Genomic DNA, 18609 nt, shown 5'->3' on the forward strand with positions numbered 1-18609 from the left:
AATTTACGGGAAAGGGAAGTTTGGAGTTGGTACTTTGTGGGCGGTTAGCGAAATGATTCTCCACAAAAAAGCGGGCTAAAAGCCCGCTCTCTCATTGTTTTATCGAAGCTTATTGCCCCAATGTAAACAGTGCAGTGTTACCGCCAGTGGCAACAGTGTTAATAGTTTTGGTTTTCTCGCTGGCGAAACGGAATAGGTAGTGCGGGCCACCGGCTTTGGGGCCGGTGCCGGATAGGCCGTGGCCGCCGAAGGGGTTAACTCCTACTACTGCACCAACCATATCGCGGTTTACATAGTAGTTGCCGACGTTGATACGCTTAAATACCGCGTGGGCACGGCCTTCGATGCGGGAGTGCAGTCCGAAGGTGAGGCCGTAGCCGGTGGCATTAATGCGGCGGATTACGTCTTCCAGCTCGTCTGCCTTGAAGCGAACTACATGTAGGAAGGGTCCGAAAGTCTCGCGCCTGAGCACGGAGAAGTCTTCAATCTCTACTACCTGCGGGCCGAAGAAGGTGCCTTCGCTGGGCTTCTTCGCTTCCTCAAATGCAAATAGCGGCTTGGCTTCTTTCGCCATGCGCTCGCGGTGGGATTCCAGCATGCCGAGGGCTTTTTCGTCGATAACCGGACCGATATCGGTATCCAGTTTACCGGGATCGCCGAGGGTCAGTTCTTCACACGCGCCTTTCAGCATATTCAGCAGGTTATCGGCGATTACATCCTGTACACACAGGATACGCAGAGCGGAACAGCGCTGACCGGCACTGAGGAAGGCAGACTGAATTACATCGTCTACCACCTGCTCGGGCAGGGCAGTGGAGTCTACGACCATGACATTCTGGCCGCCGGTTTCGGCGATCAGCGGTACAATCGGACCTTCTTTCGCTGCCAGCTGCTGGTTGATCAGGCGTGCGGTTTCGGTTGAGCCGGTGAAGGCTACACCGCCAAGGCGGGGATCTTCGATCAGCAGTTTGCCCACTGCGGCACCGGTACCTGTGATCAAGTGCAGTACTTTTGGCGGCACGCCGGCATCGAGCATCAAGCGCACGGCGTGTGCAGCGATGATGGGGGTTTGCTCTGCGGGCTTGGCCAGTACGGCATTACCGGCGGCGAGTGCAGCAACTACCTGACCAGTAAAGATTGCCAGGGGGAAGTTCCAAGGGCTGATGCACACGAAGGTGCCACGGCCACTCAAATACAGCTGATTTTGTTCACCGGTAGGGCCTGGTAGTTCGGTGGGCTCACTGAAATGCTGGCGTGCGCCGTTGGCGTAGTAGCGGCAGAAGTCGATAGCTTCGCGCACTTCACTAATGCCATCATTTAGGGTGCGGCCCGCTTCAATGCAAATAATTGCAGCCAGTTCATTGGCTTTATCTTCGTAGAGATCAGCAATTCTGTCGAGAATATCCGCGCGGTGTTTTCCACCCTGGCGATCCCAGTCGATCTGCGCTTCAGTGGCAGAGGCATAGGCCTGCTCAATCAGGTGCTTATCAGTATTCGCGGTGTGTCCAATTTTTTCGCCGGTTGCCGGGTTGTAAACCGGTTCTTCCGCTTCGCCCATGGTGCCGTTGACGATAGGGCCACCGAGGAAGTGCTTTTCGCGTTGCTGCTCAAGTTCTTTCAGCAGGGGATCAACGGAGAGAGGGTCAGTCAGTTCGATGCCGTGTGAGTTTTTCCGTGGCAAGGCTTCTGCGCCCATATAAATATTCTCCGGGACAGGAATTTGCGGGTGACGGTAGGGGTTGCAGGCTTCGCTTTGTTCCAGGGTGTCCTGGACCAGGGCTTCAACCGGCGTTGCCTCGTCCATAAAGCGGTTAACAAAGGAGCTATTAGCTCCGTTTTCCAGCAGGCGACGAACCAGGTAGGGCAGTAAGTCACGATGTGCCCCCACGGGTGCGTAGACGCGCACGGGCACACGCTTGCCGTGTACCGCTTCAATTTGTGCGTACAGCAAGTGGCCCATGCCGTGCAGGCGCTGGAATTCAAAGTCGGTGCGGCCATTGGCCAGCTCAAGAATCAGCCCGACGGTGTAGGCGTTGTGGGTGGCAAATTGCGGATAGATTGCATCGCCAGCTTCCAACAGTTTTTTCGCACAGACCTGGTATGACAGATCGGTGTGGCATTTACGCGTGTATACCGGGTAGTCCGGCAGGCCCATTTGCTGGGAGTGTTTGATTTCACTATCCCAGTAAGCGCCTTTAACCAGGCGCACCATCAGCTTGCGGCCGGTATCGCGGCCTAGGGCAATCAGCCAGTCGGCGACATGGGGGGCGCGCTTTTGGTAGGCCTGGAGTACAAAGCCCAATCCTTGCCAGTCTTTAATGTCGGGGTCGCGGGCGAGCGCCTCGAAGATATCCAGAGAGATATCCAGGCGGTCTGCCTCTTCTGCGTCGATATTAAGGCCCATATCGTATTGGGCTGCGGCGACACAAAGACGCTTCACCTGGGGCAGCAATTCGTCCATTACGCGATCCCGCTGCAGCACACTGTAGCGGGGGTGCAGGGCGGAAAGCTTGATGGAAATACCGTTGGCCTCAACCACATCCCGCTGAGTGTTGTCTTTGCCGATCTCTTCGATAGCCATCATATAGGCATCGAAGTAGCGGTGGGCGTCGGCCATAGTGCGGGCGCCTTCGCCCAGCATGTCGAAGGAAAAGCGGGTGCCTGGGAGGTTTTCTTTGGGGCCGCGTTTCAGGGCTTCCTTGATGGTGCGGCCGAGTACGTACTGGCCACCCATAATTTTCATGGCCTGCATCATGGAGGTGCGCACCATGGGCTCGCCGATACGGCTAACCAGGCGTTTCATCCAGTGGGAGGGACGCTCGGTGATATCCGGGTCCAGCTCCACCACGCTGCCGGTGAGCATCAGGCCCCAGGTTGAGGCGTTCACAAACAGGGAGTCGGACTGGCCACGATGGCTGGACCAGTTGCCGGAATGCACTTTCTCGGCGATTAGTTTGTCGGCAGTATCGGCGTCTGGTACCCGGAGCAGGGACTCTGCCAGGCACATCAATGCAACCCCTTCCTTATTGGAAAGGCCGAATTGCTGAAGGAAAGCGTCCAGCGTTCCGCGCTTGCTGCGCTGCTGTCGCGAATGGTGAACCAGTGCGCGCGAGGTGTTCAGAATTTTCTTGCGCATCTCGTCGCTGGGGCGTGGCGCAGCCAGCAGCTCGCTCACGCAGAGGTTTTCGTCGGCGTGCAAATACTCGCGTGCCCGGTCTCGGGCATTCTGGAGGTCTCCGGCGAAGTTTGTCGACATATCGTCTCCCAAGCTCTATATCTAGGGTCAGAATAAAAAACCGGATTATGTGCGAAAATCGTTAGAATTAATCGCCATAATGTCGCGAGTTGTGGTTAAATATCACGCCTAATTGCGTGATTACCAGTAGGGTATTTTGTAATGTCTCGACAGTTGGAAGATCTTGATCGTATTGATCGCCAAATACTGCGAATTCTGCAACGTCACGGCCGCTTGCCGAACGTGGAATTGGCGCGCCGGGTTAACCTTAGTCCCACCCCATGCCTGGAGCGAGTCAAGCGGCTCGAAAGGGAAGGATTTATTCGCGACTATGTAGCGCTACTCGACCCGCTCAAAGTTCATGCGGGCCTGGTGGTCTACATCCAAGTGACCCTGAACAATACAGCGACTGAGGCATTGGAAGCCTTTAATGAGCATGTGGCTGGACTGGAGGAGGTCCAGGAGTGCCATATGGTTGCCGGTGGTTTTGACTACCTGGTGAAAATTCGTATTAAGGATATGCTGGGTTATCGTCGCTTCCTCGGTGAAAAGCTGGCATCCGTACCGGGAGTACGGGAAACCCACACTTATGTGGTGATGGAGGAAGTGAAGACTGATACCGCTGTAGCGGTACCGGACCCAGAACCCAGTGTGAAAGGTTCGCGGCGCTAATTGAGCGCAGTCAAATATCCTGTGCGGAGTGAGAGAACTGTAGCGATTTTGCTGGTTGGCTTTTTTATGAACCTGGGTAGGAATCTGAATTCTCTCCTCAGGCCTCAATCATAGGGATTGATTGCTGATTTCATGGCTGAGCAGGTGGAATTGGCAACCATTGTCGGCGCGGTTTTTATTATGCTCGGCATAGCGATGCGGTACCAAGGTGGGTGCCGTGTGATTTGTCCGTAATAACGATAAGTAGGTACTGTATGGATTTTTCACTGAGCGAAGAACAGCAGATGATTCAGGATGCGGCAAAGCAATTTGCTGACAGTGAACTGAAACCCATTGCTGCCGAACTCGACAAGACCGGTAATCGAGAGCTCTTGTTGGAAAAGCTCAAGCAATTGGCAGAGCTGGGCTTTATGGGAATCAATATTGATCCCAATTACGGCGGTACTGGTGCTGGTACTGTCGCATTCTCCCTGGCGATCGCCGAGCTGGCGCGGGGCTGTGCCTCTGTTGCAACGACCACCTCCGTAACCAACATGGTGGCAGAGGTTATTCAGGCGGTAGGTTCGGAAGAGCAGCGCCAAAAATACCTCCCCAAAATCTGTAGTGGAGAATACCCCGCAGGTTCTTTCTGTCTCACCGAGCCCGGTTCCGGTTCGGATGCGGCCTCTATGCGCACCCGTGCAGAGAAGCAGGGTGATGAGTACGTTCTTAACGGCAGCAAGCTCTTTATTAGTAGCGCCGAATTTGCTGGTATTTTTGTTGTTTGGGCGGTGACAGATTCTTCCGCGCCTAAAGGCAAAGGTATTTCCTGCTTCCTGGTTGAAGCCGGCACACCGGGCCTGGTGATTGGCAAGGCCGAAGAGAAAATGGGACAGAAAGCCTCTGTTACCAATGAGGTTTCTTTCGACAATTGCCGTATTCCTGCCTCCCATCTTTTGGGTGAAGAAAATCGCGGCTTTCGCATTGCTGCAGGCGAGCTCGCTGGAGGCCGAATCGGTATTGGCTCCCTGGCGCTGGGTATCGGCTTTGAAGCTTTGGATTGTGCCCGGGCTTATCTGCATGAACGGGAGCAGTTTGGTAAAAAACTGGCGGAGTTCCAGGGGCTGCAATGGCAGCTTGCCGATAAATATACTGAGATGGAAGGTGCGCGACTCCTATTGCTGCAAGCCGCTTGGCAGAAAGATGCCGGAATGCCGTTTGGCCCTGCCGCTTCAATGGGCAAACTGTTCGCCAGTGAGAAGGCTAACGAGGCATGTTATTTAGCTCTGCAAATGCACGGTGGTGTGGGCTATACCCGTGAATATCCACTCGAACGTATGAGTCGGGATGTGAGAATCACTACAATCTACGAAGGTACCAGTGAGATCCAGCGCCTGATTATTGCCAGGCATTTACTGGATGTCAGATAATATTTAATGACAAAAAAGCCGGCGCTCTTCGCCGGCTTTTTTGTTTCTTTCCCCCTAAATTTGTCAGTTATTCTCCTGATGCCGGCATAAATACCCGTCCGCTTAATAGTTTCCTACCTATCCTCTACAAGGGACTCTGCCGCATCACTTTGCGAATCATGGAAAGGAAACAACTGATGAACGTTAACAAGCTGCCGCTGTTTTCGCTATTTCTAGTATTCCTTGCCTGTTCGCTAACGACCGTAAGTATCATGGCGAAAGAACCCAATCCCGCCAGTGTCGTCACAATGAAATCAAACCAGGCTGTACTGAAAGAGCTCCCCTTTGCAAATCGGAAGGACTTTGAGGATGTAAAGCGGGGGTTTATCGCTCCTCTACCAAATAATGGTGTTATTAAAAACAGCAAAGGCGATACGGTATGGAACTTGGAGCAATTTCAATTTGCTCGCGATAAAGAGGCTCCTGATAGTGCCAACCCCAGTCTGTGGCGGCAACTGCAATTAATTTCGGAGGGCGGTCTCTATGAGGTGATACCGCGAATCTACCAGGTTCGCAGTGCGGACCTCTCCAATATTACTTTTATTGAGGGCGATACCGGGATCATTGTTATGGACCCGCTGATTTCTGCCGAGACGGCTGAAGCAGCGTTGAACCTCTATCGGCAGCATCGCGGAAACAAGCCTGTCGTTGCTGTGATCTACACCCACAGTCACGTTGACCACTATGGGGGGGTTCGCGGTGTTATCGATGAAGAAGATGTAAAATCAGGCAAGGTTAAGGTAATAGCCCCGCAAGATTTCCTGATTGAAGCTGTTAGTGAAAATGTCTTTGCAGGAAATCATATGGCGCGTCGTGCCAGTTTTATGTACGGGAACCTGATCCCTAAAGATCCCAAAGGTACCTTAGGGTCTGGCCTCGGTCTTGAAACCTCCACTGGCACCATCACACTGATAGAACCGACAGACTCCATTGTTGAGACCGGGCAAACTTTGGAACTGGATGGACTTATCTTTGAGTTTCTCTTGGCGCCGGGCTCTGAAGCGCCGGCAGAAATGCACTTCTATATTCCTCAACTCAAAGCCGTAACCGCTGCTGAGAATGCAACCCACACCTTACATAACCTTTACACCTTGCGGGGAGCAAAGGTCCGAAATGCTCGTGACTGGTCTCGCTACCTCAATGAAACCGTGCAGCGCTGGGGTGGAAAAGCCGAAGTCCTGTTTGCACCCCATCACTGGCCAACCTGGGGGCCAGAGAATGTGGTGAATCACCTGAAAAAGCAGCGCGACCTATACAAGTACCTCAACGATCAAACCCTGAGATTAGCCAATCACGGGTACAACATGGTTCAAACGGCTGAGCTGATGGAGTTGCCTCCAGAACTCTCACAATATTGGGCCAACCGCGGCTATTACGGCAGTGTAAATCACGATACCCGTGCGGTATGGAACTACTACCTGGGGTTTTTCGATGGCAATCCCGCTCGCCTATATCCAATGCCACCGACGGCAGCGGGAATAAAGTACGTCGAGTATATGGGCGGGGCAGCCAATATTATCAAGCAGGCAAAGAAAGACTATGAGGCAGGAGAGTACCGCTGGGTTGCGGAGGTGCTCGATAAATTGGTTTCCGCAGAGCCTAATAATCGTGCAGCAAGAGACCTATTGGCAGATGCGTTAGAGCAATTGGGTTATCAGCAGGAGAATGGCACCTGGAGAAATTTTTTCTTAAGTGGTGCCAGGGAGTTGCGGGATGGTATCCAGAGATACCCTGTCCCTCTGACTGCGAGCCCGGACACTATTCGCAGTATGCCGGCTGGTTTGATTTTTGATTATCTGGGAATTCGACTCAACGGCCCAAAGGCAACTGGCAAGAATCTCTCCATCAATATCACCATGCCGGACGTAAACGAAAGGTATGCGCTTGTGCTTGAGAATGCGGTACTGAACTACGGGCCTCCTGTTAAGAATCCCGGCAGTAGCGTGCAGATAAACCGCTCAGACCTAAATGACATCATCTTGGGGAGTGCATCTATCCAGGAGAAGATGGAGGATGGGAAAATCAAAATTAAGGGCGATGCGGGAGAGTTGAAGACATTACTTTCCTTAATGGATCGGTTCGATTTTTGGTGGAACTTGGTAACGCCTGAGCCGATGGACAAGATGTCGACATCAGACTTCTAGGCATTAGCCTCAGGGCTTTTTAGTTTAAATGCGAAGGCAAGGTGGCCTCCTGTATAAGTGGCATTTTTAACTGTGTTTTCATGTCCGTTTAGTTGCTTCTAGTGCATATTTCAACTTCTTTGATTTATAGCTCTGCGAGTGGTTGCCAAATAAGTAGTTTCCAATGAAACTTGATGTGTTTTTAGCTATTGATTCCTAAGTCCGTCTATATCTAATAGAAAAAATATACAGTGCTGTTTCTCTCATTTTTAAGCTTCCTTATTGTGTTCATATTTTTTTAAGTTACGCACAGAATTAAATTTCGTTTCCGCTAAAATTCCGCCCACTTTTGCATTTCATGACTGTCTGGAACTTATATTTTGGACAGTACCTAACACCAAAATAAAAAACATGGCACTTAAGGCGATTATGGAAAAGTTATTCGGGCAGAAATTATTGGTACTTGCACTAACTGCGGCACTTGCAGCTTGTAGTGGAGGGGGAGGTTCGTCGGATTCTGACACCGATTCACCACCTGTGAGCGACGGTGGGGATGATAGTACTGCGGGTAATCAAGGTGGAGGAAGTGGTTCAGGTGGTAGTGGGGATGACTCCTCGCTGCCTGATAATGACCCATCGACTGTGACCGATGGAGATGTGTCAACAGTTGAACTCGGGTTTGCGACAATTACCGCTACAGATATCACTCTGCCTAATGCAATGGTAAATGCTCAGGAGGTTTATCAGCTGGCTCACTATATTGGCCGTACGGACAGTGAGCAGGATGAGGAAAATATTGATATTCCTATCCGTAGCTATACGGCTTCCTGTGCAACGGATACTGACCAGCCAAAAATGTATGTATCCACAACTTTGTCAGAGGGGAATAGTGCCTCTGATACAACCTATGGGTCCGTTTACGAGCTTCAATATAACCCTGATACCATGAGCTTCGAGCAGACAGGTAACGCCACTATTCTGAATCAATGCTATGAGTCACATGGTATTACGGCCAGTTCGGATTGCTCCAGGGTAGCTGTTTTATGTAATACCGAATATAAAGCAAGTGAGCGATATGATATCGAGAAAGATCTGGTAGAAGAGTACGGTACAACCTGGATGAAGATTGAAGACAATCTTGACAGTGTTGAAGGCACCGATAATGAGAAGAAGTATAATGACCAGATCTGGCTAATGGAGTGGGATAACAAGCCTATAACTGAAACTCCAGATGCCTATGTTGTCAATAAAATGCATGGCGGTACTCATTTAGGAGCTCAAGAGCTATTGTACGTAGAGGATGATAGCCAGGGGCGCACAAGCTATGCGTTTTCCGTAACTGCTCGTGTTCTCGTTAGCGGTTCGCATTATTCGGCAGGGCTGACGGTAATTAACCGGGATGACTGGTCAATGTCCTTCTCTGGCGATGATCACCGGGGTTGGTACTGGGCGTGTGGCCACGGCCACGTTCTGAATATTCGAGCTTTTTATAATCCGGGGAATGAGATGTACGGTGCTCTGTGTACCAGTGATGGAAATAAATATTATCCGTCACCGGGCCTGAATGCGATCGCCATTAAAATGGAGGACAGTGGTTCTTCTATTTATGAAGGCACCTATAATCATTTAGTGCCCTCGACAAGTGCGATGATATCCAACGGTGGTGGCCATACGGTTGTCCCGGTTGATGCCGATACAAATCTCTCAGTTATTGTCTCTCCAAAGTACATTGAAGATTCGAACATGGATATGTTCTTACAGGATGAGCTGGGCATCGATATTAGTGGCGATGAACCCTTCGATAAGCAATGTGCTGATAACGGCATTCGCAATTGCTTCTTCTCATATATCGACAGTGGTGAATATCCTGTAATTTCCAGGCAGGGTCTCTATTCTGGAGATGCCTTGGATACTACTTCCCTGACACGTGTAGGTATTGCAAAAGTTGATGGGGAAGGCAGTATTGAAGGTAATGGCATTGAATGGCTGGCAACGGATTCTGATTGTCAAATTAGTGATCCCCAGTTGGTTGATCTGAAAAATGGCCGTTACTTATTTGGTTACGCGCAGTTCCAGTGTATCTCCGATAACCTCCCGTACAATCGCAGTTACAATAAGAGTGGTGATGCGATGCGTATGCTGGTGCCAAAAGCCTACTATGTAATGGAGATTGATGCTGACTTAAATGTACTTGAGGGGCCGGTAAAACTGACTGACTACGGTTGGGGTGGTTTGGATGAGCCTATGTACTTGGGTAATGGTAAAGTTGCCTGGAGCTATATTAAGAATCCTACCCTGGATAATTATATAGGTGGCCAACAAAATGTTTGGCAGGCAATTGTCTATCATTCTGATAGTGTAAATTAATTGTGCTGATTTGGGGTAAGCTCAGGCTTGCCCCAAATTAAATTATACTTATATATTTGTAGTAGTTCAGACTTTATCCGACAGTTACAGATTTTTCAGGAAGTGCTCTTTTGGGGCAAATTTAGTTTATGAGTACTTCCCTCCAGCTATTTTTCCATCTTCAAAAATTGCTATTGAGTGGTTCGATCGCAACACATCTTACCCCGATGGCATCCCTCATTATTAGAATATGTTATCCATTCGTTCAGATCCTTTTGTAACTCTTCTATTGATACATAGATCTTGCGGCGTAATGAAGGTTGGTAGATTTCTTGTAAAATGGTCTTATGGAAGCGCTCACAGATCCTGTTAGTTTGTGGATGCCTGGCTTTTGTCTTGGAGTGTTCTATTTCGATTATACACTGATAACTGGTAGTCGTGCTGCTCTTACTTGCCACAATATTCAGTACTGCGACCGGTAAGGATACGCGGCACAGGTAGATCATGTATGGCATAAAACGGCAGTACACGGTTATTCGGAAGGTCCGCCGCAGTGACTGGAGTTTTGATGATACACAGCTTGCAGTGAGCCACCTTTGCATAGGTATCGATGTAAGTTTGTTGGTAAACACGTCCGCCGCCGTTAAATGTTCCTACATAGAAAGTATCTTACGAGCCCAAATAGCGTGGGTGTTGAGTATCAATTTCACTATAGGCTCCATCATCATGCCATTTTCTCTCTAAAGCTTGAACCTGTGATTCTGTGAGGATCAGTCCCTCCTCAGCTTCCTTGGCCTCAGGTGCTATTAATCACAATTTGAAGTTAGCTAGGTCATGCAGTGACCAGATACTCCGAACGCCACTAGGGGACACAAATACACCGCGTTTACGCAGTTCATTGGAAACTCGAACTTGTCCATGGGTAGGCTCTTAGAGGGCATAAGTTAACACTGTTTCTTCAATGATTGTTTCAACATAGTTCTTGTGGATGGGCATACGCCGGTTCTTCTCAAGAAGGGCGTCCACACCGCCACTTGAAACAGCTTCCTTGTACCGATAGAAAATGTCTCTCTATACTCTCAGCATCTTGCCAGCTTTGGATATATTGCCGAGATCTTCTGCCAGATTTAGTAATTGGATCATGTATTTGATGATGCGATCATTAGTATGGAGTATGGAGTATGGAGTATGGAGTATGGAGTATGGAGTATGGAGTTTATTCTTGGTTTTACTTGTAGGTTTAGGCACCTTCATCAAAACCGGTAAACCCTTCTTTTTCAAGAAAATGTGTCAGATTTGGTCTGAACTAATTCATTTTAGTGCTAGTTGTTCCTCTGTGTTTTTCCCCTGTCCTTAAAAGAAATAAAATCCTGAATGCTTGTAGTGGTCGATACAGCTATTTTAATTAACTTCCTTTTGGGTTGTAGATTTATTTGGATGTCTCATTGGCAAAATACTCGCTTTGGATAATGTTCTTTGTTGTTGAGATATATAGTGCAGTAGAAAGTATGTAAACCTTGGCAATATCCAGCTAAATTTTATTTTTCATATGAAAACTTATCGTGCCCAATCATCGATGTCTGAATTTGTCGACTTTATGTCATTTGTGACCTGATCCACTAATTTACACTTTTTGCTGTACCCCCTTGAAATACCTTATCTATGGAACCTCTGAATAATTCCAAGCCAATATTGGTAATATTCACCTACCCATCAAGACTACGATGAATTATGCACCAAGTCACCTTTGCCGAAGCAGAATATAAGCTAAAGCGCCGTATAACTCGCCGAGAGAAGTTTCTTTCTCAAATGGAAGCCCTCATCCCATGGCAGCGACTAGAAGCTCAGATCACTCCTTGCTATCCACAAGGCAAACGTGGCCGACAGCCATATCCATTGAGTGTCATGCTCCGTATTCATTGCATGCAGCTATTTTATAATCTCAGTGATCCCGCTATGGAGGATGCACTGTATGAAATTGAATCCATGCGTAGTTTTGCTGGATTGACTTTGAGCGGCCCAATTCCCGATGAAACAACGATTCTTAACTTTCGCCACTTACTGGAGCTCAATCAGCTAGGTGCAGCTCTTTTTGATGAAATCAACAAGCATCTTGCTGAGAATGGCATGGTACTGCGTGAAGGCACGATTGTAGATGCCACTATTATCTCTGCGCCAACTTCAACCAAGAATAAAAAGAAAAAACGTGATCCAGAAATGCATCAAACAAAGAAAGGCAATCAGTGGCATTTTGGAATGAAAATGCATATCGGGGTTGATGATGTGCTCGGAGTAATACATAGCATAGATACAACAGCAGCGAATTCGCATGATGTCACAACTACAGAGCGAGTTCTCCACGGGGAGGAGAAAAGAATCTGGGGAGACTCTGGGTACATTGGTGCGGAGAAACGTGAAGAGTTGAAAGAGCGGGAGGCGGATTGGTATATAGCAATGAAGCCGAGCAAGCTAAAAACTCTTCCAGGGCGTGATGCACTTCGTAAAGCGGAAAAGATCAAGGCGCAGATAAGAGCGAAGGTCGAGCACCCCTTCCGCTACATCAAACGGGTATTTGGTTATGACAAGGTCCGCTATCGGGGACTGGTAAAAAATACTGAGAGGCTGTGCTTACTGGCAGGCTTTACCAACTTAATAATAGGGAGAAAATACTTGGCTGCCTAGGGGTGGTTCGCCTGAAATCCACCTATTGAGGGTTTCAGATGAAAAATTAGTGGACTATTACGCGCAAATTACGCGTTTGTGCGTAATAAAGTGAATTTTTCAAGCAGCTCAGCTTAATTCTGGAAAAATGCTTCGTTGATCAGAGGGTCCCTATATGTTTGGGTTTTGCATGAGGTATCCGATAAGCGCTTAAGCATATTTCTGTACTCACCAAAAATAAAAGGAAATGACCATGCGATCTTCAATCTGGGCTACCCTATGCTTGCTACTTTTTAGCAGTATGGTCTGGGCCCACTCCACATCTAAAGATTCCTTCCATATAGGGATATTATTGTACGATGGTGCACAAACTATTGATTATGCCGGGCCCTATGAGGTTTTTGGGCAAGCCAATTATCGTTTGACAACGGTTTCGGAAGATGGTGGAACCATTACTTCAGCCATGGGGCTTAAAGTGACTCCAGATACCAGCTTTGATCAGGATAATCAATTTGATGCAGTAATTATCCCAGGGGGCAGTATTAATGAAGCAATGGAGAGTCTGGAAGTATTACAGTGGATTAAAGAGCAGTCCAAACAGGCTCAGTACGTTCTATCGGTATGTAACGGTGCTTTTATTCTGGCAAATACTGGGCTTCTGGATAGTAAGAAAGCAACCACTATTCGCGGAGCATTTGATTCTTTCGAGAAGAACTTCTCTGATGTTGAATTGGTAAAGAATAAAAAGTTCGTTGATAACGGCAAGTTTATTACTACAGCTGGTCTTTCATCTGGTATAGACGGCGCTTTATATCTGGTAAGCAAGGTTGATACGATTGAAAAAGCCAAAAGTGTCGCAGCGAAGATTGAGTACCTGTGGGTGCCAGAGGGGGCTATATCCGGGGGATGATGGCGGATAAAATCATGCCAAACCTTGGTGACTTGCCTGAGTCAATTCAGTTTGTTTCTAAGGAGTATAGCTATGGTAGCCTGGAAGAATGGTACACAGCGTTTCAGCTTTCCGGTGATGTGGAAACTGTAAAAGCCTGGTTAAGTGAGCAAATGAAAGAAAATCCCGAGTGGAGGAAGGGGCAGGGTAAGGCTATTGACAATAAATGGGTGTATCAGTTTTCTGATGATCGTACTGTATTGCAAGTTGACTTTGTTGCTCCCTCTGATATCAATCCTTGGGTGCTTAAGTTCAGCATATTAGATCAAGCGTCATAATTTGGTGGCTTTCGTTAAAGGTGGAGACGATAAAACCTAGAATATAGGAAAAGTATTTGCTTTCTGGTCTTCAGATTGAACATACCGTTTGCACCGCCAGATTGTCATTTTTGAATTACATTGGGAAGGTTCTTCATTCCGGCGATAGCATATTTGATAGGGCTTGGAAATTGACCAGCCTCTTTTAATGTTATTAAAAGTTTGGAAGTTTGTGAACGACGGGTTTTTTCCGCCGGTAACTTGAATTTGACAAATTCTGTCCCAGTTTTCTAGTTGTATACTTACAGAAGACGCCATTGAAGCTATTGATAGCGAGGACAAAATTAAAAAAATACTCACAGCTCTCACAATAAGCCATCCTGTCTGGTGACCTAATATTCGGATTTGCTACCCCATGATTATATGGTTACGTGAAGCCCGTAACGAATTCCGAGAAGGCATCGGTGGCGGATCAATTATAAGTGTTTGTTACTTTTTTGTGAGGCGCGACCGCTGGGTCAAATAATATTAATCGCGGTTGTTTACTTTGGGGTTTTAGTCTGAGCTTGGAGCTAGGGATTTTGTGCAGTATCTATATCCGTCTACCTGATGAAAGGTAAAATAGAAGCGAGCCGAGGCTCGCATTCTTAATGCTGCCTGAAATTTAAATACTGCTTACTTCGATAGGGGGTGTGTTGTTTTTATCTTTTGCCTTTAGAGTTTTCTGGGTGTCAGATTGGTGGGGCAAAAAAGTTAAAAATTCATCCTCAATCGCTGAGTCAAGGAGTATCTTACAGTCCTCTTCATAGTTATTTAAAAGGCGCCATGGATAGCACTTACCTTGTCTGGGAAGTTCTCCATTTGCACGTTTTACATAGCCAGAGTCCAGGCTGCTCATCACCGAACCTTGCTCAGCACTGCCTTCGCTATCTATCGCTGTACACACCTGAAAGTTATGTGCGTCCATGTATTTTAATAGGCGGCAAATATAGCGAGCGGTAATGTCTGCTTTAAGAGTCCAGGGAGCGTTGGTATAGCCGAATACCCATGAGATGTTAGGAACCCCTTCCATTAATACTGCTTTGTAAGTCAGCTTTTGATTGACTGCTACCGATGCACCATCAATACAGAGCTTGATACCTCCTAGCACTTGTAACTTTAATCCGGTCGCACTGATAACAATGTCTGCGTCTAATTGTTGTCCTGACTTAAGCAGGATACCTTTATCTGAGAAGGTTTCTATTTCACCGGTGGCAACAGAGGCTTTTCCTGAGCAGATTGAGGAGAACAGATCGCCATCGGGTACAACGCAGAGACGTTGATCCCAGGGGTTGTAACTGGGGTCGAAGTGACTGAGATCGTAATTAGCTGGAAGGCTTTTTCTTACATCTTTTAATAGTAACTTTCTAATAAAGTTAGGCCAGCGCTTAGCAGCTTTAAAAATCCAGCGCTGCAATTTGATATTACGCCAGCGTCCTAGCTTGTGAACCCAGGGTGCTGGCAGAAATTTTGATAGTACACGAGAGATTTTATCGATAGATGGAACTGAAATGATATAACTTGGGGAGCGTTGTAACATGGTGACATGTTGGGCGGTGGTTGCGAGCGAAGGGACCAGGGTAACAGCGGTAGCGCCGCTGCCGATCACGATAATACGCTTGCTGCGGTAGTCCAGATTTTCTGGCCACTGTTGAGGATGAATCAGTTTTCCTTGAAAGTTTTCTATACCTGGATATTGCGGCAAGTAGCCCTCTTTATGGTCGTAATACCCAGTACAGGCAATCAGAAAACTACAGGTATATCTCACTGGGCTGCCAGATTCGGTGTTGTGACCTTCCAGAGTCCAAGCTCGGTCTGTACTGGACCAGTTCGCCGTAGTTAAATTTATTCCAAAGTGAATTCTCTTTTTAACGTCGTATTGCTTTGCGGTGGTTTCAATATATTTTTGGATAGATGGGCCATCCGCGAGTATTTTCTCGCCGGACCAGGGCTGGAAGTCATAGCCGAAGCTGTACATATCGGAATCAGATCGAATGCCCGGGTATTTAAAGAGGTCCCAGGTACCGCCGACTTGTGCCCGCCGCTCGATAATGGCGAAGCTGCGCCTGGGACATTCGCGACTCAAATGACAAGCCATTCCTACCCCTGAGAGTCCCGCGCCGATAATTAATACATCGAAATGAGTCGATTTCACAATCCCTATCCCTGCAAATTTCTATGCCTTATAGACTGGGTAGATGTGCCCATGATTTATTGTTAGATTGCGACAAATAATTGTCTTTCCGCGCCACAAAGATGGGGAGCAAGTTATGGGTAGCCTTGTACGAGTCAGTATTCTTTCCGGTTTCAGTGAATTCGTGGAGCAGCTTGGGGGCGGGGGGGAAGCCTTCTTGGCCGAGTTCGGTATGCCGTGTGATATCAGCCCGGCGGATTCCCGCTTGGTATCATTTGTTGAGGTCGCGCGCCTGCTGGAAACTGCAGCACGCCGGTTAGATCGCCCCGATTTGGGGCTGTGCCTCGCATCGCGACAAGGGGTGGACCGCTTAGGTGGGATAGGTGTAGTTGCATGTAATGCGGCCACTCCACGGCAAGCCTTGCTATCCGTTAGGCGCTTTCTTTCTCTTCATAGTTCATCCCTCAGTATGCAACTGGAGCCATTAAGTGAGGGAGATGTACTACGTATTGTTTTTGATTGGCAGGACCCAGCTCTCAGTAGCTATTGCCAGATCCGGGAGCAGGTGCTGGGAAATACGCTGACGATGATACGGATGTTGGTAGAGACTGAGTGTTGCCCGCAAAACGTACTGCTGCCTCATGGTCCTCAAATGGTAGAGGGTGACTACTGCAATTACTTTGGGTGTGAGGTTCTGTTTAGCTCGGGCTATTGTGCGATGGACTTCCCAGCTGCATTTCTGGATACACCACTGAAGTCTGCCGATCCAGTGGTTGAGCGATTGGCCATTCACCATTTGGAGCAGCAGAGTGCGACGCTGCCCGTTCCTCTAACTGTAGAAATTCGACAATTACTCAGTGAAATATTGCCCAGCGGCAGATCTCAGCTCGGCACTGTGGCAGGGGCGCTGAAGCTCCACCCCAGAACTTTACAGCGCCGCCTGGCTGCGGAAGGGCTTAGGTTCGAAGAGCTATTGGATAACGTGCGGCGGGATCTGGCGACTCGATACTTATCCGATCCGAATCTGGCCTTGGGGCAGATCACGGGTTTGTTGGGGTACTCCGAGCAGAGTACATTTCAGCGAGCTTGTCGACGTTGGTTTGCGGAGACTCCCCGGAATCACCGTTTACGCCTTGCAGGCAGCGCAATTGTGGGGCGGCCAGAATCTCCGTAAAAGCCTGGAGGGGTCAGTTCTTTTAATATTCAGTAGGCTCCACCTCTCCAGGGCGCCAGGTTTTCTCCAGCCATGGCCCCAAGGGTCCATACAACCTCAGGATTACAAAGAAACCTTTGTTGGGTAGGGTCTCCAGCCAGTTTTTCTCAAACCCTTTTGGCGCCTTGGGTCCAAAATAAACGTCATAAGAACCATCGGAATTTTGTCTTATCCCTTTCGACTGGCTGCTTACTGCGGGAAAGGGCTGGCTGGTTTTTAACATTGAGCGTGTTTGGCTGTCGTAGATATTTACTGCCCAAAAGGCATTGACCGGTACATCGGGGGGCAGGTGCAATTTGTATTTTCTAGAGCCGTCAAAGGGTTCTTTATTTTCATCGACAAAGGCAATGGCGTAATCAGAACCTTTGCCAGGTTCAATAGCAGTCATTGCTGGGCTGACACCGGTATAGGGATAGAAGTAGCTGACTCGAGCGTCACTATTAATGGTTTTGCCATCGGGGCCATTGAAGAAGATATTCTTGCCGGGAAACGCCATTACCCAGGCGCTATCTGTGCCTGGGTAGATTTTGATATCGGAGAGGGATTTGTCTGTCCGTGGATACCAAACAATTGAGCGAGCTATACCATTACCAATTGCAACTGCGTCCGTAAGAATTTTGGTCATTCTTTTATCTGGACTGAAGGCTTTCCCTTTTTCAATGCCTATTGAGGCAAAGAGGCCGCGCGTTTCTGGGTTAAGCATCCCAACCCACTCGTATTGAACGACTTCATTGAGGTGCTTATAGAATTGATAGTCATTAGGGTGGATGGTGTTGAAGGCCTTTCCAGACGCACTGATAAAGACCATCCTTGGTGGGTTACCTTTTTGAGCCAGGGGGTAGATTCTCAAGTTGTCTTTGATGTTTTGCACGGCCTCCGGCAAAGGCTGGTTACTTGGCGAGCGCATAAACACCCACAGTCGGAAGGAGCGAGGGTAGATGGGAATGTAGCCGAAGGGAATATTGCCTTTATAGTCTGGTGGCAGTAACAGAAACTTTCCCCCGCGCCCCTTATCCGGGCCAGAGGAGCCGATATCTTCAACAAAGCGGAACCAGGCATCATTAAACGCGCCCATAACGTCGGGCGGCGAGTGAAACACAGTTGGTCCGTCTCGTTTTAGATCTAAAAAAGCCAGCGTATAGATAGTCGAAGTATTGCCTGTGAGAAAAAGAGACTCAGAGTTCATTAATCGATCGAAAATTAAGACTTCATTGGCAGACTTAGCGCCAAGCTCTCTTCCCCCTTTCATCAGAGCATGTACTGATGCTCCCTGAATTCCTTTGAGGAAACTATCTACCGCACGCATATGATCCAAATAGTCGTAGAGCTTTTCTGCGGTCTGGGGGTAGGGAGCGCCATCGCGGAATTCGAGGGTGCCAATACTACTGTCCACCTTATCTGGAGTACTGATTGATTTCAGAGTCTCTGGATGTAAATCGGCGCAAAGCGGCTGAGAGCTGGTTAACAGAAGAAAAATTCCGACAGACCCAAATGCGTACTGAAGTAATCGAATCAAAATAGCTACCTCTATA

Annotated in this window: 11 protein-coding genes and 1 pseudogene; 8 read left to right on the forward strand and 4 right to left on the reverse strand. The window is 48.2% G+C overall.

The genetic code is table 11. From position 1 onward, the window contains the following. Nucleotides 1-109: 109 nt before the first annotated feature. Nucleotides 110-3256, reverse strand: a complete 3147-nt coding sequence (gene putA, locus ACJJIN_RS03370) for a bifunctional proline dehydrogenase/L-glutamate gamma-semialdehyde dehydrogenase PutA (protein ID WP_444896882.1) — start codon at nt 3254-3256, stop codon at nt 110-112. Between the two features lie 141 nt (nt 3257-3397). On the opposite strand from putA, the gene ACJJIN_RS03375 reads away from it, so the two are divergent. From ACJJIN_RS03375 to ACJJIN_RS03390, 4 genes are all read left to right on the forward strand, one after another. Further along, nucleotides 3398-3907 (forward strand): Lrp/AsnC ligand binding domain-containing protein, encoded by a 510-nt coding sequence (locus ACJJIN_RS03375; protein ID WP_108732847.1) that lies wholly within the window; start codon nt 3398-3400, stop codon nt 3905-3907. A gap of 254 nt (nt 3908-4161) precedes the next feature. Continuing rightward, a complete protein-coding gene (locus ACJJIN_RS03380) occupies nt 4162-5316 on the forward strand; it encodes an acyl-CoA dehydrogenase family protein (protein WP_413665396.1) in 1155 nt (384 codons plus the stop codon). A gap of 176 nt (nt 5317-5492) precedes the next feature. Then, entirely contained in the window at nt 5493-7499 is a 2007-nt protein-coding gene (locus ACJJIN_RS03385) for an alkyl/aryl-sulfatase (protein WP_444896883.1), read from the forward strand. Nucleotides 7500-7907: 408 nt separating this feature from the next. Next, on the forward strand, nt 7908-9845 hold the full coding sequence (locus ACJJIN_RS03390) for a hypothetical protein (protein WP_444896884.1): 1938 nt from the start codon (nt 7908-7910) through the stop codon (nt 9843-9845). Between the two features lie 170 nt (nt 9846-10015). Here ACJJIN_RS03390 and ACJJIN_RS03395 read toward each other — a convergent pair. Beyond that, nucleotides 10016-11000: pseudogene (locus ACJJIN_RS03395) on the reverse strand (helix-turn-helix domain-containing protein). 555 nt (nt 11001-11555) lie between these two features. On the opposite strand from ACJJIN_RS03395, the gene ACJJIN_RS03400 reads away from it, so the two are divergent. The 3 genes from ACJJIN_RS03400 (at nt 11556) to ACJJIN_RS03410 (ending at nt 13712) form a co-directional block, all read left to right on the forward strand. Further along, nucleotides 11556-12506, forward strand: coding sequence for an IS5 family transposase (locus ACJJIN_RS03400; RefSeq protein WP_444895065.1), 951 nt, complete (start codon nt 11556-11558; stop codon nt 12504-12506). Nucleotides 12507-12738: 232 nt separating this feature from the next. After that, entirely contained in the window at nt 12739-13395 is a 657-nt protein-coding gene (locus ACJJIN_RS03405; protein ID WP_444896885.1) for a DJ-1/PfpI family protein, read from the forward strand. Beyond that, nucleotides 13392-13712, forward strand: a complete 321-nt coding sequence (locus ACJJIN_RS03410; RefSeq protein WP_444896886.1) for a hypothetical protein — start codon at nt 13392-13394, stop codon at nt 13710-13712. The genes ACJJIN_RS03405 and ACJJIN_RS03410 overlap by 4 nt, the downstream gene beginning before the upstream one ends. A 643-nt stretch (nt 13713-14355) precedes the next feature. On the opposite strand, the gene ACJJIN_RS03415 is transcribed toward ACJJIN_RS03410, so the two are convergent. Continuing rightward, the gene (locus tag ACJJIN_RS03415) at nt 14356-15885 is read right to left on the reverse strand and encodes a flavin-containing monooxygenase (protein ID WP_444896887.1); all 1530 of its coding nucleotides are present in this window, start codon (nt 15883-15885) and stop codon (nt 14356-14358) included. Between the two features lie 115 nt (nt 15886-16000). Between ACJJIN_RS03415 and ACJJIN_RS03420 the strand changes: the two genes are divergently transcribed. Next, nucleotides 16001-17038, forward strand: a complete 1038-nt coding sequence (locus ACJJIN_RS03420; RefSeq protein ID WP_444896888.1) for an AraC family transcriptional regulator — start codon at nt 16001-16003, stop codon at nt 17036-17038. 22 nt (nt 17039-17060) lie between these two features. Here the strand turns inward: ACJJIN_RS03420 and ACJJIN_RS03425 are convergent, their stop codons facing one another. Then, nucleotides 17061-18593, reverse strand: a complete 1533-nt coding sequence (locus ACJJIN_RS03425; RefSeq protein WP_444896889.1) for a DUF1254 domain-containing protein — start codon at nt 18591-18593, stop codon at nt 17061-17063. Nucleotides 18594-18609 lie beyond the last annotated feature (16 nt).

It is taken from the genome of Microbulbifer maximicatervae (SeqCode) (genome assembly GCF_052467505.1).

What these genes read in the sequence shown, in the direction of transcription:
- putA (WP_444896882.1), bottom strand. Translation starts at nt 3,256, where the DNA reads ATGTCGACAAACTTCGCCGGAGACCTCCAGAATGCCCGAGACCGGGCA.
- ACJJIN_RS03375 (WP_108732847.1), top strand. Translation starts at nt 3,398, where the DNA reads ATGTCTCGACAGTTGGAAGATCTTGATCGTATTGATCGCCAAATACTG.
- ACJJIN_RS03380 (WP_413665396.1), top strand. Translation starts at nt 4,162, where the DNA reads ATGGATTTTTCACTGAGCGAAGAACAGCAGATGATTCAGGATGCGGCA.
- ACJJIN_RS03385 (WP_444896883.1), top strand. Translation starts at nt 5,493, where the DNA reads ATGAACGTTAACAAGCTGCCGCTGTTTTCGCTATTTCTAGTATTCCTT.
- ACJJIN_RS03390 (WP_444896884.1), top strand. Translation starts at nt 7,908, where the DNA reads ATGGAAAAGTTATTCGGGCAGAAATTATTGGTACTTGCACTAACTGCG.
- ACJJIN_RS03400 (WP_444895065.1), top strand. Translation starts at nt 11,556, where the DNA reads ATGCACCAAGTCACCTTTGCCGAAGCAGAATATAAGCTAAAGCGCCGT.
- ACJJIN_RS03405 (WP_444896885.1), top strand. Translation starts at nt 12,739, where the DNA reads ATGCGATCTTCAATCTGGGCTACCCTATGCTTGCTACTTTTTAGCAGT.
- ACJJIN_RS03410 (WP_444896886.1), top strand. Translation starts at nt 13,392, where the DNA reads ATGATGGCGGATAAAATCATGCCAAACCTTGGTGACTTGCCTGAGTCA.
- ACJJIN_RS03420 (WP_444896888.1), top strand. Translation starts at nt 16,001, where the DNA reads ATGGGTAGCCTTGTACGAGTCAGTATTCTTTCCGGTTTCAGTGAATTC.